The sequence below is a fragment of the Aromatoleum anaerobium genome, assembly GCF_012910705.2.
GTDB classification, from domain to species: domain Bacteria; phylum Pseudomonadota; class Gammaproteobacteria; order Burkholderiales; family Rhodocyclaceae; genus Aromatoleum; species Aromatoleum anaerobium.
In genome coordinates this window covers 264,258-278,690 of record NZ_WTVG02000035.1, presented here as the reverse complement: position 1 = coordinate 278,690, position 14,433 = coordinate 264,258, and the positions used below count along the sequence as shown (strand labels likewise).

At 66.9% G+C, this 14,433-nt stretch carries 12 protein-coding genes; 5 read left to right on the top strand and 7 right to left on the bottom strand.

Annotation, left to right across the window (positions count from 1 at the left end; translation table 11 throughout):
- Positions 1 to 210 precede the first annotated feature (210 nt).
- From GO606_RS04480 to GO606_RS04460, 5 genes are all read right to left on the bottom strand, one after another.
- Positions 211 to 3,825 (bottom strand): SbcC/MukB-like Walker B domain-containing protein, encoded by a 3,615-nt coding sequence (locus GO606_RS04480; protein WP_169120742.1) that lies wholly within the window; start codon positions 3,823 to 3,825, stop codon positions 211 to 213.
- A 47-nt stretch (positions 3,826 to 3,872) separates the two neighbouring features.
- Positions 3,873 to 5,024, bottom strand: coding sequence for an ISAs1 family transposase (locus tag GO606_RS04475; protein WP_246979353.1), 1,152 nt, complete (start codon positions 5,022 to 5,024; stop codon positions 3,873 to 3,875).
- A gap of 85 nt (positions 5,025 to 5,109) precedes the next feature.
- Positions 5,110 to 5,370 carry an AAA family ATPase gene (locus tag GO606_RS04470; RefSeq protein ID WP_211166648.1) on the bottom strand — a complete coding sequence of 87 codons (261 nt, stop codon included), beginning with the start codon at positions 5,368 to 5,370 and terminating at the stop codon, positions 5,110 to 5,112.
- A complete protein-coding gene (locus GO606_RS04465; protein WP_169118810.1) occupies positions 5,367 to 6,641 on the bottom strand; it encodes an exonuclease SbcCD subunit D C-terminal domain-containing protein in 1,275 nt (424 codons plus the stop codon). The genes GO606_RS04470 and GO606_RS04465 overlap by 4 nt, the downstream gene beginning before the upstream one ends.
- A 111-nt stretch (positions 6,642 to 6,752) precedes the next feature.
- Entirely contained in the window at positions 6,753 to 7,025 is a 273-nt protein-coding gene (locus GO606_RS04460; RefSeq protein ID WP_169118809.1) for a hypothetical protein, read from the bottom strand.
- Between GO606_RS04460 and GO606_RS04455 the strand changes: the two genes are divergently transcribed.
- From GO606_RS04455 to GO606_RS04445, 3 genes are all read left to right on the top strand, one after another.
- Positions 6,997 to 8,295 carry a DUF1615 domain-containing protein gene (locus tag GO606_RS04455; protein ID WP_169118808.1) on the top strand — a complete coding sequence of 433 codons (1,299 nt, stop codon included), beginning with the start codon at positions 6,997 to 6,999 and terminating at the stop codon, positions 8,293 to 8,295. The two genes, GO606_RS04460 and GO606_RS04455, sit on opposite strands and share 29 nt — an antisense overlap.
- 114 nt (positions 8,296 to 8,409) lie before the next feature.
- Complete coding sequence (locus tag GO606_RS04450) at positions 8,410 to 8,850, top strand: sodium:proline symporter (protein WP_246979352.1); 441 nt, start codon at positions 8,410 to 8,412, stop codon at positions 8,848 to 8,850.
- Between the two features lie 38 nt (positions 8,851 to 8,888).
- Positions 8,889 to 9,962: an NAD(P)-dependent alcohol dehydrogenase gene (locus tag GO606_RS04445; RefSeq protein WP_169118806.1), complete on the top strand. Its 1,074-nt coding sequence runs from the start codon at positions 8,889 to 8,891 to the stop codon at positions 9,960 to 9,962.
- A 33-nt stretch (positions 9,963 to 9,995) separates the two neighbouring features.
- On the opposite strand, the gene ribA is transcribed toward GO606_RS04445, so the two are convergent.
- Positions 9,996 to 10,649 carry a GTP cyclohydrolase II gene (gene ribA / locus GO606_RS04440; protein ID WP_169118805.1) on the bottom strand — a complete coding sequence of 218 codons (654 nt, stop codon included), beginning with the start codon at positions 10,647 to 10,649 and terminating at the stop codon, positions 9,996 to 9,998.
- Between the two features lie 257 nt (positions 10,650 to 10,906).
- Positions 10,907 to 11,824, bottom strand: coding sequence for a LysR family transcriptional regulator (locus GO606_RS04435; protein ID WP_169118804.1), 918 nt, complete (start codon positions 11,822 to 11,824; stop codon positions 10,907 to 10,909).
- A 91-nt stretch (positions 11,825 to 11,915) separates the two neighbouring features.
- Between GO606_RS04435 and GO606_RS04430 the strand changes: the two genes are divergently transcribed.
- Together GO606_RS04430 and GO606_RS04425 are read left to right on the top strand one after the other, a co-directional pair.
- Positions 11,916 to 13,202 (top strand): uroporphyrinogen decarboxylase family protein, encoded by a 1,287-nt coding sequence (locus tag GO606_RS04430; protein ID WP_169118803.1) that lies wholly within the window; start codon positions 11,916 to 11,918, stop codon positions 13,200 to 13,202.
- Positions 13,203 to 13,363: 161 nt separating this feature from the next.
- Positions 13,364 to 14,386, top strand: coding sequence for a TRAP transporter substrate-binding protein (locus GO606_RS04425; RefSeq protein WP_169118802.1), 1,023 nt, complete (start codon positions 13,364 to 13,366; stop codon positions 14,384 to 14,386).
- Positions 14,387 to 14,433: the final 47 nt, after the last annotated feature.

Sequence of the window (14,433 nt, the reverse complement as noted above, 5' to 3'; positions counted from 1 at the left end):
AGTAGGTCATCGTCAGACTACCCCTTGCGCCGAAAAGCCGCTTTCCCCACCCGGAAAGCGGCTTCTTTGCTTTGTTGAGCGCAGACGCTGAAAATCGCACTCCCGCCCACTCGGGCGTAAGCGCCGCGTCGCCCGGAGCGGAAAGAAGGCATAGGCCCTCGGGCCTCTGCTTCGACCGCGGTCCAGCCTGCGTCTCGACAGCCTCCAGTTTCAGAACCCCTTCGTCACGACCACCCGGCTCTGCCCGCCGGGGAGGCGTTTGACGTGGATGCGCGTGCCGATGCGCTCGGTCATTTCCTGCACGTGTGATATCACGCCGACCGTGCGCCCCATGGACTGCAGGCTGTCGAGCGCATCGATTGCGACCCGCAGGGTGTCGGAATCAAGGCTGCCGAAACCTTCATCGATGAACAGCGACTCGACCTGCACGCGATGCGAGGACAGGGATGCGAGGCCTAGCGCGAGCGCGAGGGAAACCAGGAACGATTCGCCCCCGGAAAGCGAATGGACCGAGCGTTGCTCGTCGCCCATGTCCTGGTCGACCACCATGAGCCCCAGGCTGTTCGGTACGCGCTCAAGCCGGTAGCGGCGCGCGAGATCCTTGAGGTGCGCGTTGGCGTAGGCGAGCAGGATGTCCAGCGTAAGCTGCTGCGCATAGTTGCGGAACTTCTTGCCGTCGGCGGCGCCGATGAGTTCGTTCATCTGCCACCAGATGCGGGCCGCCCGGGTCTGCGCCTCGATCGCCTCGACGAGTTTCGCGGAATGCTCGCGCACTTCGGCGTCGCGGCGCAGGGCGAGTTCGAGCTCACCGAGTTTGTCCCGCAATGCGGCGATGCGAGTGACGGTTGCAGCGAGCGCGGCGTGCAGGGCGTCCGGCGTGTCGACGTCCGGCAGCGCCGCGGTTGGGCGGGCGCGCTCGTGCGCTTCGCGCAGGTCACGCATCCTGTCGAGGCCGCCATTCGCATTCGCGACCGCCGCCTCGAGTTGCTGCAAGGCTTCGCGCTCGGTCGCGATCCATGCTGCGTCCTGCGCCAGAAGGAAGTGCAGGGCGGTAAGGTCGAGATTGGCGGTCTCGTCCGGCTGGTTCTGCTGCCGGTTGAACGCCACGAGCCACTCGTCGAGCGTTGCGGCGGCGCAGCGGCCGGATTCCGCGATCGTCGCCGCTTGCCGGGCCAGCTCGGCGAGGGTTGACTGGCAGCTGGCGAGTTGCTGTTCGGCCTCCTTTGCAGCCTGTTCGCATGCGTCCCGGCGCTGGCGGGCAGCAGCCAGCGCGCCATCCAGCGCAGCTTCGATTTCGGCAACGGTCAGGGTGTCAGCGGGTAGCGGGATCGGCGGGCCGGATTGGGCCGCGAGGGTCATGCTGGCGAAAACCGTGCGACGGGCAGCCTCTTTTGCGTCGAGCGCGCGGCGAAGGTCATCCGCTGCCGCGTCCGCCTGTCGTTGCCGCAGATTTGCCTGTTCGACGAGGCGCGCAATCCCGACCGCTTCGGTGTCGAGCTTCGCGATCTCCGCCTGCAGCGTCGTCGTGGTGTCCCGTTGGGCGCTCCACTCGGCGACGGACTGTCGACAGCCGGCGTGGTAGGCAGCGGGATCGGCTTCCCACGCGGCGCGCCAGGTCCGCTCGTCGCCCGCCGGCTGAAGATGTGCGGCGTCCAGCTGGGCGAGCAGATCCTCGAGGCGGATTTCGCACTGCGCCTGCATTTCGGCGCCGGATTGCAGGGCCGCGGCTGTCCGGTCTGCGGCCGATTGCAGCCGCGTGACGGCCTCGCGGGCGCAGTGCTCCGCTTTGCGGCTGTCGTCGAGTGCCTGCTGCGCCGCCTGGCGTTTTTCCTGCGCGTGGCGGTACGCGGCTTCGTCGGTGGCGAGGCTCTGCGCCGCCTGGCGAAGTTCCGTGTTGCACGCTGCGAGCCACGCCGATATCGTCGCGCCGTCGTCGGCCGGCCTTGGCGCGAAAAACTCGCCGAGGTCACGCAGTGCATCACCCCACGCGTCGTGCAGCACCACCTGCTGCTGATCGAGAGCCGCAAGTCGGGGCGCGATTTCCGCCCGCTGCCTGTCGCGCGCCGCGGTGTCCTTGGCGAGCGCCTGTTCCTCGATTGTCAGCTCGTGCAGGACGCTTTGACAGCGTTCGCGTTCCCCTGCAAGCCGGTTGAGCGCGTCATCGAAAGCCGGGTGGCGGGCGACATAGGGGTGGTCTGCGCCGCCGCACACGGGGCAAGGCGCGTCCGGCCGAAGTTGCGCGCGCAACGCTTCGACGCTCGCCTGCGTCGCCTCGAACACGACTTTCCAGCCCTGGTCGGCCTGCGCAAAAGCGGCTTCCGCGGCTGGCCGCAGGGCGCGGAGTTCCGCGCCGCGCATCTGGTTGGCTGCCAAGGCTTCGCGCTGCGCCTCGCACTGACTGGCCAGATCGTTTCGCTGCGCCTGGAGAGCGCACAAATCCCGCCAGGTGCGCTCGGCGGACTGGATGGCCTGCTGCTTCGTCTCGAGCCCGGACCGGCGCGCAGCGAGCGTCGCGACGTCGAAGCATTCGAGCGCGTTCGTCGCCGTGGCCACTTCGGTTTCCCGCCGCGCCAGTTCCTGCGCGGTGGCGGACTGGGTGATCACGGCGGCCTTCAGCGCATCGGCCTCGCTGCGGGACTGTTGCGTCAGCTGCTGCAGCTTTGCGCGTGCGGCGAGTCGAGCGCGGCGTTCGATCGCCGCGTGCTCAAGTAGCGAATCCCACTTGATCCAGCCCTCTGCCAGCGGTGCGAGCGGCGCGGAGGCAGCGAGCCACGCCTGGGCGGCTGCAAGCCGGGTGAGCCGGGCGCTGCGCGCTGCGGCGTTGCTGTCGGCATCGTTGCGCGCTTTGGCGAGCGCCGCCGCGGCTTCTTCGCGCGCGCGTGCAGCCTTCGCATGTTCCGGGCGTAGCGCGGCGATTTCGGTGTCCAGTTGCCGCGCACGGGCGATCAGCGGGTGGAAGTGCTGCTGCACCGCCTCGGCGTCGGCAAGGGCAGCATCCGCGGCAATCCGGCTGGTGTTCGCTGTCGCGACGAGGCTGGCAGCGGCCTCGACGGCCGCTTCGGCTTGCGCCGCGCGGGCAGTGGCGTTGCCGTGTTCGCGCGCCAGCCGCTCGCTCTCGGTGACCATTGCGCGGGCTGGCTGAACCGCTTCGACGTGGGCGAGATGTTCGCGCCGCGCGCTCGCCGCTTCGCGCTGCGCGAGCGCCCTGTCGAGCATCGCGCGCGCCTCGGCTTCACGCTCCCGCGCCAGGTCGAGCTCGCGGTGCCACTGGAGCTGCGTCTGCAGGTGCTTTTCCAGCGATTCCTGCTCGGCGAGCGCGGCTTTCGTGCCGGCCCGCGCCTCGTTGATGTGCGCGCGTTCTTCCGCGGCAAGCGGCTGCTGGTGCTCGAGTTGCGCCTTCAAGGCTTCGAGCTTCTGCTGCTCCAGCTTGTTGCGCTCGTAGGCGCGCCGCGACAGCACTTCGAAGCGGTCGGTCGCGGTGAGCGTCTGCAGCAGCGTCGCCCGCTCGTCTTCGCCGGCCTTGAGAAAAGTGAAGAACTCGTTCTGCGCGAGCAGCACGGCGCGGGTGAATTGCTCGAACGAAAGGCCGATGCGCGCGGCAATGGCCGGCAGCACCTCGGATTTCAACCGCCCGCCAACCGGCTGCAGATCCTCGATGCGACACAGCGACATCTCGGACTGCTGCAGCTTGCCGTTCGCCTTGCTGCGTGCCCGGCGCACGCTCCAGCGGGCCCGGTAGCCGACGCCGTCATTGCCGCGAAAGTCGACTTCCGCCTGCGCTTCGGCGCAACCGCGGCGCAGGATGTTGCGCCGGTCGTTCGGCAAGGTTGTCTCCGTTCCGACGTCGGGCAGTTCAATGCAGGGCAATCGCATCAAATCCCCTGTAGTCCCAAGATAGTTTCGCGGTAGGAGTCGGAAGAGGCGGCGATGATGCGTCGAGTGTGGATGCCGGTTTTTCGAGAAGAGTCGAGGCGAAAGAGATTGAGGACAAGACGACGAATGATGGCGAGGTTGGCGCCGGCGTTCTTTACGCGGGCACGCATCTGGTCGTCGTTCAAGGCGACATCGAGGCACCAATGAACACGATTTTCTATGCCCCAATGACTGCGAACCGCATTCGCCAGCGTTGCGGCATCGGCGGCAATGCTGCCGATATAGAGGCGACGCTCGCAGCTGGTCTTGCCGTTGATCGTCCGTTCTGCCTCAATCACCCCGAACATCATGAGGTCCGGCCATTGCTGCGGATTGGCCAAACACGCCAGTTGATCGAAGGCCCAGCAGCGGCGCACTTCCAGACGGCCGTGATCCTTCTCGACCGACTCGACGTAGGTGTGCCTGGTCGCTTTCCAGCCCTCGGACTGGCCGATCTCGAAGAAGGTCGTGATCGATTCAGCCAGGGTCGGCTGGTTGTCCTTCACGGACAGGACGTAATCGGCTTCCTTGTCCCGAATCGATTGGGCGATGTTGGCGTGGGTACCCATGGCATCGATGGTGACGATGACACCCTTGAGCATCAGGGCTTCCAGCAGGACGGGAATCGCGGTCAGTTCGTTGGACTTCTCGGCACAGGCTTCCTGCCCCAACACCAATCCGGCCTCGGCGGCGAACGCACTGACCATGTGCAATGCCTGCTTGCCCGCCTGACGACTGCGCCGACTCGCTTTGCCGTCGATCGCCACGACCGTGCCTTCGGCCAGCGCCGGCAGCACGCCGCCGACCCAGCGGCGGAACCCTGCCTCCAGCGCTTTCTTGTCCAGCAGCCCGAACAGACGGCCAATAGTGTCGTGCGACGGAATCCCGTTCTCCAGCTTCAAGAAGCGCCGCAACCAGTCAAGGCGCTCCTTGGACCAGTCTTCAACGCCGACAAAGTCGTCGATCCCGCACACCAGGGCGCAGACCGTGATCACCAGTATCTCCACCAAGTCGTGTTTCGACCGTCCCGCCACACGCGGATCAGGAAGGCCAGAAAACGCCTCCACCAGCGACAACTTCTCGCTTCCAGTTCCCCGATTTCCCGTCTCCATGAGTCACCCCAAAAAGACAGAAAACTACACAAATCAAGATCCTGTGAACAGCCCCGGCGTAATCCATTGACTGTTAACGGTTTTTTCAGTGGGTCAACGACAATGGCATCCGCATTTTGATGCGATTGCCCTGCAGTTCAATGCCCCGTCCGCCGGCGTTGCGCAGGCGCGGTGTATCGTCGAAAAGCGCGAGGCACAACGCGTCGAGCAGCGTGCTTTTGCCCGCGCCGGTGGGACCGCTGATCGCGAAAAGTCCGGTCGAGGCCAGCGGCTCGGCCTGGAAGTCGACTTCGAACGCGCCGGCCAGCGAAGCGAGGTTGCTGCCGCGGATCGCGAGGATCTTCATGCGGAAGTCCTCTCGGCGGGCTCGATCGCGAGTTCGGCGAAGGCCGCCGCGAGCGCGCCGAGCAGGACTTCGCGCTCGTCGGGATCGCCGCCGAGGCGCTGTTCGCACAAGCGCGCGAACACCGTTTCGGGCGCGAGCCGTTCGAGGTCGCCTAGCGACATCGCGGAACTGGCGGGCGCATCGCCGCTGCGCGAACTGAGCGGGTCGATGCGCGCGAGCCGCACCGGCTTGCCGGCAAGCGCTGCCTCGATGCGGGCGCGCAGCCCCGGCTCGGGGGCGTCGAGCCGGACGCGCACTTCGAGGTAGGGATGGGCGTGGGCGGGACTTTCGGCTGCCGCGCCCGGATCGAGCGCTTCGAGCAAGGGCAGGACTTCGTCGATCGAGGCATGGGTCTTCGGCACGCGGATCAGCTCGACGCTGCGCGGCACGCGTACCGGACGAATTTCGGCGACTGCTTCACCGTCGAGCTCGACGCACACGACTTGGTGCGGATAGTCGAGCTCGGCGAACGACATCGGCAACGGGCTGCCGCTGTAGCGGATGTGGTCGCGGCCGCCGACCGGTTGCGCCAGATGCAGGTGCCCGAGCGCGACGTAGGCGACCGCCGCGTCGAAAATGCCAGCGGGCAGTGCTTCGGCGCCGCCGATGACGATGCGGCGTTCCGAGAGTTCCGAGAGCTTGCCGTGGGCCATGTGACAATGGCCCATTGCGACGATCGCCTGGCCCGGCTGGCGACGCGATTGCGCCACCGCGAGTGCCTGGCGATAGAGTTCGGCGACGCCCGCGAGGTACGCGTCGTGCTCGCCTTCGCCGGCGACGCGGGGCACGTCGCCCGGGCGCAGGAACGGGATCGCGAGGCACCACGCGGCGACAGTCCCTTCGCGATTCCTCAGCGGCACCACCAGGCGTTCGACGTCGATCGACTGATCGGCACGGCGATGGACGTGGCCGACGACGGCGGCGTCGAACAGCTCCAGAAACGGCGAAGTGGCCTCGAGCCGCCCCGGAGAGTCGTGATTGCCGGCGATGATGACGATCGACAGATGCGGCATGCGCTCGCGAGCGGCGGTGAGGAAACGGTACAACTGGTGCTGCGCGCCGGCCGACGGATTCGCGTTGTCGAAGACGTCGCCGGCGATCAGCAGGACATCGGGCCGCTCGGTGGCGATCAGGACCAGCAGCCAGTCGAGGAATTGCTGATGCTCGTAGGTGCGGTCGAAGTCATGCAGGGACTGGCCGAGATGCCAGTCGGAAGTGTGCAGGAGCCGCATCGGGAGCTCGATTCCTTTGTCGGGGTCACGTCGTCGTGCGGGGCGAGGTCGCATCGACCGGGGATTCGTGCGTATTGTGCCGCAGTCCGGGCCGGTGCATCGATACGAGTGTCACCGCAGATCCCTGTCGGGCGAGCCGGGAGAGGGCGTACCGTTGGTGCCCCGAGAATTGCCGGCCGACCGTGACGACGAGCGGCGCATCGCGCCGTGCGGTACGATGCGGGCCGTTTCAGCCGCGCCGGCGAGCCGGCACGAGGCCGCCGGCAGCTTCGCAGTGCTCGATGGCGCCACGATAATGCCGGGTTGGGGCGGGATGAAAAATCCGTCTTTCGCCCGCTGACGAACAAGGAGAACGATGAGGAAAGCCCAGGGAATCGCGAACATCAGAGGTTTCGCACTTGCCGCATGCGCGCTGCTCGCAGGCTGCACCACGATTTCCGAGCCGGTGGTCGAGGCCCAGGCGCCGGCCCCGGTCGAGGTCCGGTTGCCGAAAACCGTTCGCGAGCCTGCCCTCCCGCCGCCTGCGCCCGTCGTGCGCCCCGCGGCACCTCCGGCATCGGAGCCGCCGGAGGCGATTTTCCCGCCGGCGCCGGTCGGCCCGATCTCGGCGCCGCGCTACCCGGGCCGCCAGCAGGGCGTCGCACGGGTGCTGGAGCTGCTGCCGCCGAGCGTGACGCGGGACAGGGACGGCTGGGCCGCGGACATCTTCGCGGCTTTTGCCGCGTTGCGCCTTGCGCCGACCGCCGAAAACTTCTGTGCCGCGATTGCCGTCATCGAACAGGAATCGGGCTTTGTCGCCGACCCGGTGGTGCCGGGGCTGTCGCGCATCGCATGGCGAGAAATCGAGGCGCGTCGCCAGCGCTTCCATATCCCGAAGCTCGCGCTGGAGGCGGCGCTGGCGAAACCGTCGCCGGACGGCCAGACATACAAGCGCCGGCTCGATACGCTCCGCACCGAGCGGGAGATGAGCCTGCTCTATGACGACATGATCGCCGAGCTGCCCGGCGGCCGGTTGCTGCTGAGCGGCTACAACCCGGTGCACACCGGCGGGCCGATGCAGGTCAGCATTGCGTTCGCCGAAGCGCATGCACGGGCCGCCCCGGAATACGGCGGGGGGTCCGGCAAGGGGCTGCGCAACGCGGTATTCACCCGTCCGGGCGGACTTTATTTCGGCATTGCCCACCTGCTCGATTACCCGGCGCCGTATCACGACCCGCTGTTTCGCTTCGCCGATTTCAACGCCGGGCATTACAGCAGCCGCAATGCGGCCTTCCAGCAGGCGGTGGCGCGGCTGACCGGCGTCAAGCTGGTCCTCGACGGGGATCTGTTGCGTTACGAAAACGGGGAACCGAGCGGTGAGGCCAGCGCGACGCAGAAGGCGGTGATGGCGCTGTCCGGACGGTTGAAACTCGATTCCGCGGAAATCCTCGCCGCGTTGCGGCAGGAAAAGCGCGAGTCGTTCGCGCGTACCCAGCTTTACCTGCGCGTCTTCGCGATGGTCGACCAGGCCGCCGGAGCCCGCGTGCCGCGCGAAGCGATGCCGCGCATCGAGCTCAAGAGCCCGAAGATCCAGCGCAAGCTCACGACCGCGTGGTTTGCCGAGCGGGTGCACATGCGCTATCGCGCCTGCATGAAGCGCGCCACTGTGGCCTGACGAGGACGACGCCCCGAGGAGCAGCCCTCGCAGTAGCCTTCGCGCCGAGCAACAGGAGATCCAGCAATGCGAACAGGCTCTTCCCGGGGTGGCGGTCGCGCAAGGCGGCTCGTCGTGAGCGGCGCCATCGCCGGAATCGTTGCCGGGGTCGTCGCGACGGGGGCGCAGCTCGCGTTGTGGTGGCTCTTCTCCGAGGCGCTGCCCGGCATTCTCTTTCGCGATGCGCGGCTCGCGGCGGCAATTGTCATGGGCCCGGGCGTACTGCCGCCGCCGGCGACTTTCGATGTCGTCGTGATGCTCGTCGCGACCGTCGTGCATTTCGCCCTGTCGATCGTCTACGGCGTGGTGCTGGCGCCACTGGCCGCCGCGCTCGACACGCGCCGGGCGCTGCTCGCCGGCGGCGTATTCGGCCTCGCGCTGTTCGTGGTGAACATGTACGGCTTCACGCTCGTGTTTCCGTGGTTCGATGTCGCGAGAGACTGGATCACGGCCGCTGCCCACGTCGTGTTCGGCGTCACGGCGGCCGCGTTTGCGCGGTCCCGCATCGGGGCATAGACTGATGTCATTGTTTCATCCCTCAGCGGAGCATTGCCATGACCATCATGAAAGCAGCCGTCTTCAAAGCGCCGGGTCGCATCGAGCTCGTCGAAAAACCGGTTCCGGCGGTCGGCCCGAACGACGCGCTGATGCGCATCACGACGACGACGATCTGCGGCACCGATGTCCATATCCTCAAGGGTGAATATCCGGTCGCAACCGGGCTGACGATCGGCCACGAGCCGGTCGGCGTCATCGAACGGCTCGGCAGCAACGTGCAGGGCTACGTCGAAGGGCAGCGCGTGATCGCGGGCGCGATCTGCCCGAGTTTCACGTCCTACGGCTGCCAGGACGGCGTGCCGTCGCAGGATGGCGGCCATGTCGGCCACGGCTACAAGCCGATGGGCGGCTGGCGTTTCGGCAACACGATCGACGGCGCTCAGGCCGACTACGTCCTCGTGCCGGACGCGACGGCGAACCTCGCCCCGGTTCCGGACGGCCTCACCGACGAGCAGGTGCTGATGTGCCCGGACATCATGTCGACGGGCTTTGCCGGCGCCGAAGCCGCGAACATCCGCATCGGCGACATCGTCGCAGTGTTCGCGCAGGGACCGATCGGGCTGTGCGCGACCGCCGGTGCGAAGCTGCGCGGTGCGAGCCTGATCATTGCCGTCGACGGCGTCGACGAACGTCTGCGGATCTCGCGCAACATGGGCGCCGACGTGACGCTGAACTTCCGCGAAGTCGATATCGTCAGCGAAATCCTCAGGATCACCGGCGGGCGCGGCGTGGATGCCGCGATCGAGGCGCTCGGCCTGCAATCGACGTTCGAATCGGCGCTGCGCGTGCTCAAGCCGGGCGGCACGCTGTCGAGCCTGGGCGTGTATTCGAGCGACCTGACGATCCCGCTTGGCGCGTTCCACGCCGGCCTCGGCGACAACAAGATCGTCACTTCTCTGTGCCCCGGCGGCAAGGAGCGGATGCGCCGGCTGATGAACGTCGTCGCGTCCGGTCGCGCCGATTTCGGCGCCCTCGTGACGCACACCTACGCGCTCGACGACATCGTCGCCGCCTATGACCTGTTCGCGAACCAGCGCGACGGGGTGCTGAAGATCGCGGTCAAGCCGTGAGGCGAGCGGCAACGGCCGTGCGCCGTTGCCGCGTCAGTGTCCGGCGAGCAGGTGGCCGAGCCGCTGCGCCTTGGTGCGCAGGTAGTTCGCGTTGTGCGGGTTCGGCTCGATGACGTGCGGCACGCGCTCGGCGACCGCGATGCCGTACTGCTCGAGCGCGTCGACCTTGCGCGGATTGTTCGTCATCAGCCGCAGCGAGGCGATACCGAGTTCGCGCAGCATCGAGGCGGCGACCGCGTAATCGCGCGTGTCGGCGTCGAAGCCGAGGAGGTGATTGGCTTCGACGGTGTCCGCGCCTTCGTCCTGCAGCGCGTAGGCGCGGACCTTGTTCAGCAGGCCGATGCCACGGCCTTCCTGGCGCAGGTACAGCAGCACGCCGCGCCCTTCGGCGGCGATCGCTGCGAGCGCCGCTTCGAGTTGCGGGCCGCAGTCGCAGCGCCGGCTGAACAGGGCGTCGCCGGTGAGGCACTCGGAGTGAACGCGGGTCAGCACCGGCTTGCCGTCGGCGATCGTGCCAAGCGTCAGCGCGACGTGCTCGCGCCCGGTCGCCGGCTCTTCGAAGCCGTGCATCCGGAAGGTGGCCCAGGGGGTCGGCAACCGGCATGAAGCGACGAGGCGGGTGTTCCGCTGGTCCGTTTCATCGCCGCTCGCGACCGGTCCGGCGCTTTGGGTATCCGCGGTGTGCATCGTGATCTCTCTTCCATTACGGGTGGCGGCCGGGGTCATCGGGACGGCCTGCGCGGAAGTTTCGTCAGCGTCCACGCGAGGCCCGTCGTACCGCCTTCGACGAGAAGGTGACGTGTGCGCGCGGATCGGTCAACTGCAAAATGCGTGCTTCCGTTGCAGGCCGCGCTCCATCGCGTCCGGCTTCGATGGGGGCTGTGGCAAGGCGCCGAACGAGTGATCATTCTATTCCAGCCGAAACAGCATCCTGCGGCGCGCGCTCAGGCCGTGGCGAGGGGCCGGAACAAGTGGTGGATTTCGCGGCGCAGCCAGCGGTTGCCCGGGTCGTTATGGAAGCGCTGGTGCCAGAACTGGCGGATCGTGAAGGTCGGCGCGTCGAAAGGCAGCGGCAAGGCCTCGACCCCGCCCGATTCCTTCAGCGTGCGCGCGACCTCGGCGGGAACCACCGCGATGAGATCGGTGCGGGTGACGATGTGGAGCAGGCTCAGGAAGCTCGACACCCGCAGTTTCACGTTGAGATCGAGCCTGAGCTGGCGCATGTGTTGCTCGATCAGCACCATGCTGCGGGCGGGGGAGCTCACCGTGACGTGGCGCGCCGCGAGGAAACGCTCCATCGTCAGCTCGCCCCGTGCGAGCGGGTTGTCCGCGCGGACGATGCAGACGAAGCCGCAGTCGAGCAGCCCCTGCTGGAAATACTGGCCCTGTTCGAGGTCGGTGAAGGGGCCGATCGCGAGGTCGACTTCCCCAGTGAGCATCGCTTCCTTCATCGCGTTCGATGGCATGAACACGGTTCGGAGGCTGACGCCCGGGGCCTTGACCTGCAGCGCGTTCATCAGCATCGGCACATAGTTGCTCTCGCCGATGTCGGCCATGCACAGCGTGAAGCGGCGCGTCGATTGCGCCGGGTCGAACGGCGCGGCGCCGAAGACGTCGTTCTTTATCTTTTCGATCACCTCGCCGATCGGCATCGCCAGCAGCGACGCGCGCGCCGTTGGCAGCATCTCGATTCCGGTGCGGAAGAACAGCGGATCGTCGAAGGTCGTGCGCAGCTTCGCCAGCGCATAGCTCATCGCCGGCTGGCTGAGGCCGAGCTCGGCTCCGGCGTCCTTGACGCTCTTGTGGCGCAGGATCGCATCGAAGACTACCAATAGATTCAGATCCACTGAATGAAGATTCATTTTTTGGATTTCCCTAATCCATCGGAGCGGATTGACGGACTCTAGCACTTTCCGGATATTGGCCCTCAGCCGCAGGGAGGCAATGCACACGATGAACGACATCTGCGAAACGCTCGATGAAACCCCGGCCGCGGTCGCCGCCACCCCTTCCGCCTTCGACACGCGCTGGCAGCGGATCATCGATTGCGTCGCGCTGAAGCAGCCGGACCGCATGCCGGTGGCTTTCTACTCGACATTCTGGCTCGCCCGCTACGCCGGCATCACGTGCCGCGAGCTGATGTACGACTACGAAAAGACGCGCGAGATCGGCGAGCGCGCGGTGCTGGAATTCGACCCCGACGTCGTCAGTCCGCTGCTGCTCACGGCGACCGCCGGCCCGTCGCTCGAAGCCATCGGTTTCAAGCAGCTGCAGTGGCCGGGGCACGGCGTCGGCGACGACCAGCCGTTCCAGTACCTCGACCGCGAATACATGAAAGCCGACGAGTACGAAGACTTCATCTTCGATCCGACCGGCTATTACCTGCACACCTACCTGCCGCGTGTCGCCTCGGCGTTCGAGGGCTTCGAGGACCTGCCTTATCTTCCCGGGCTGTACTACTTCCGGCTGCTCGGCGGCATCCGCCCGTTCGCGAAGCCGCGGGTGCGCGAGGCGCTGGAAAAAGTCATCCGGGCCGCTGAAGAGGCCGAGCGCTTCGCGCAGCACCATATCGCCTTCACCGACCGCCTGGCGACGCTCGGCTACCCGAGCACGAACGGCACGACAGGCATCGCGCCCTACGACTTCATCGCCGACTACTTTCGCGGCGCGACCGGCATGATGAAGGACCTGTACCGCAAGAAGGACCAGTTGCTGGCCCTGCTGGACAAGGTTGCGGTGTTCCTGCTGAAGCAGATCGTCTCGGCCGCGCGCGCTTCCGGCAATCCCATCGTGTTCATCCCGGTGCATTGGGCGCCCGACGCGTTCATGTCGCCGAAGCAGTTCGAGACGTTCTGGTGGCCGTCGTTCCGCCGCCTGCTGATCGGCCTGATCGACGCCGGCCTGATCCCGATGCCGCTGTGGGAAGCCGATTGCACGAAGCGGCTCGAGATCATCAAGGATGTCCCGCCCGGCAAGTGCATCTACTGGTTCGAGCGCACCGACATGGTCAAGGCGTTCGAAGTGCTCGGCGACGTGGTGGCGCTGCGCGGCAATTTGTCGCCGTCGATGATGACCACCGGGACGCCCGCCGAGGTCGACGCCGCGGTGCGCCACCTCGCCGAAAACGTGTTTCACAAAGGCGGCAAGCTGATCCTCGACTGTGCGTTCGGCCTGCCCGACGAGGCGCCGGTCGACAACGTCCGCGCGATGTTCGCCGCCGCCCGCAAGTATGCGGGTTGAGTGCGCGCACCCGATCCTCACCAAAGCCGGAGTGCGGCTTCGCCCAGGGCTCGGGCAGACGAATCGAGCCACCGCGCCTTCACCGTCCCTCGTGCCTCCGCGAGGCCGCCATCACGTCGCCGTCGGCAGCCAGTCCGACTGATTCCCGGGAGACCCAAAGCATGAAAACACGCGCGCTTCTCTTACCTGTGCTCGCCGCAGGGGCCATGGCGGGCGCCTTGCCGTCGCATGCGGAAGTCGTACTCAAGGTCCATCACATGCTGCCGCCGAGCTCCACCGCCCAGACCAGGCTGCTCGGCCCGTGGTGCGCGAAGATCGCCGCGGAATCCGCCGGCGGGCTGAAGTGCCAGATCTATCCGTCGATGCAGCTGGGCGGCATGCCGACGCAGCTGTTCGACCAGGCGAAAGACGGCGTCGCGGACATCATCCTGACCGTCCCGACCTACCAGGCGGCGCGCTTCACGGTCACCGAAGTGTTCGAGCTGCCGTTCATGACGAGCACCGCCGAAAAAGCCAGCCGCGCGTTGTGGAACTACGCCGCGAAGTACGCCGCCGAGGAATACAAGGGCGTGCGGCCGCTCGCCTTCCACACTCACGAAGGGGCGCAGATCCACACGACGAAGAAGCAGGTCAGGACGATCGCGGACTTCGCCGGGCTGAAGCTGCGCGCGCCGAGCCGCCTGTCGACCAAGCTGGTTGCGGCGCTGGGCTCGACGCCGGTGCCGATGCCGGTGCCGCAGGTCCCGGAAAGCCTCGCCAAAGGGGTCATCGACGGTGCGCTGCTGCCGTGGGAGGTGATGCCGGGGCTCAAGCTCGACGAAATCGTGAAGTACCACACCGAGACCGATTCTTCGTTGCCGAATATCGCCAACACCATTTTCGTCCTGGCGATGAACCCGGCCAAATACGAGAGCCTGCCTCCCGAGCTGAAAAAAGTGATCGATGCGAACAGCGGCGCCGAGACCTCGGCCTGGATTGGCCGGATCTGGGATGAGGCGAAAGCGCCGAACCGCAAGCTGGCCGAAGCGCGCAACAACGCGTTCTACACCGTGCCGGCCGCCGAAGTGCAGAACTGGATCAAGGCCTCCGAGGGCGTGGCGCTCGAATGGGTCAAGGAGGTCACGGCCAAAGGCTACGACGGCGACAAGCTGCTCGCGGACGCGAAGGCGATGCTCATGCAGTAGCCGATCCCGGCGGGCCGGCCTCGGGGGCGTCCGACGCTCCCGAGGCC